The organism is Micromonospora echinofusca, from assembly GCF_017614955.1.
Lineage (GTDB): Bacteria > Actinomycetota > Actinomycetes > Mycobacteriales > Micromonosporaceae > Micromonospora > Micromonospora echinofusca_A.
On the sequence record NZ_WVUH01000664.1, the window covers coordinates 1 to 1,142 of the forward strand.

The 1,142-nt window shown below is 75.8% G+C and carries 2 protein-coding genes and 1 pseudogene; 2 read left to right on the forward strand and 1 reads right to left on the reverse strand.

Translation table 11 applies throughout. From position 1 onward, the window contains the following. Both GSF22_RS33710 and GSF22_RS33715 read left to right on the forward strand, forming a co-directional pair. Positions 1 to 211 (forward strand): carbohydrate-binding protein (locus GSF22_RS33710; protein ID WP_368856942.1); only part of this gene is annotated, 211 nt, incomplete at its 5' end. A gap of 73 nt (positions 212 to 284) precedes the next feature. After that, on the forward strand, positions 285 to 899 hold the full coding sequence (locus GSF22_RS33715) for a DUF305 domain-containing protein (protein WP_208817935.1): 615 nt from the start codon (positions 285 to 287) through the stop codon (positions 897 to 899). Between the two features lie 4 nt (positions 900 to 903). Here the strand turns inward: GSF22_RS33715 and GSF22_RS33720 are convergent. Continuing rightward, positions 904 to 1,142, reverse strand: a pseudogene (locus GSF22_RS33720) (hypothetical protein); the annotation flags it as partial.

Genomic DNA, 1,142 nt, shown 5'->3' on the forward strand with positions numbered 1-1,142 from the left:
CACCCCCACCACTCCGTCGCCGACCCCGACGACGAGCCCGAGCCCCACGCCGACCTCCACCGCACCGAGCGGCACCTGGACCGTCGGCCAGACCTACCAGCCCGGGGACGTCGTCACCTACAACGGCCTGACCTACAGCTGCCGCCAGGCGCACACGGCGATCTCCGGTTGGGAACCGCCGAACGTCCCGGCGCTGTGGTCCCAGGTCTGACCAGCCGGGTGCGGCCACGCCCTGCGTGCGCCGCACCCGGCCCCTTCCCCGGCCGTCCGATCGGAGCACCGGCATGCGTCGCCTGATCGCCGTCGCCATGGTGGCGGCCCTGTTCTCCAGCACCGGCTGCACCGGTCGACCGGCGCGGTCCGCACCGGAGGCCGCCCGGTCGACACCGGTCGTCGACACCTCCATCAGCACCATCGACGTGCTGTTCCTGACCATGATGGTGGCGCACACCGAGCAGACCCTGGAGATCGTCCGGGTCGCCCGGGCGGGGATCACGGACACCCAGCTCCGCACCCTGGTCGCCGCCATCGAGGTCACCGAGACCGACGAGCTGGCCACCATGCGGCGCTGGTTGCGCGATGCCGGGCCCGAGGTCGCGGCGGCCGCCGCCCGGCACGACCACTCCGGGCACAGCGACGCCGTGGCCGGACTGACCCGGCTGCGTGCCGCTCCGGCCGGTCAGGTCGACGGGGTGCTGCGCGACGTGCTCAGTGAGCACCAGCGCACAGCGGCCGACCTGGCAAAGGCGCAGCTGAAGGCGGGCACCAGCGAGCGGGTACGGGACCTGGCCCGGCGCATCGCGCAGTCCCGGACCGGCGAGGTGGAGCTGATGGCGACACTTCCGGGGGCCCGGCAGTCTGCGGGCACCACCACCGGGTCGTCGCCCGGCCGGGCCTGACCGGCTACCGCCGGCGGCGGGTACGCACGGCCGCCGCGACACCGAGGGCGAACAGGCCGAGACCGCCCACCACGATCGCCCGGGTGGCGTCCCGGGGACCGGCCCGCTCCGCCCGACCGGCCGGCTCAGCCGGGTCGGCCCGGTCACCGGCGTCCTCGGCGTCGCGGCCGGGCGTCGGTGCCGGGGTGGCCCGGGGCGGGCCGGACGACGGGGCCGGAGCCAGGGGGTAGCGCAGGATCGTGG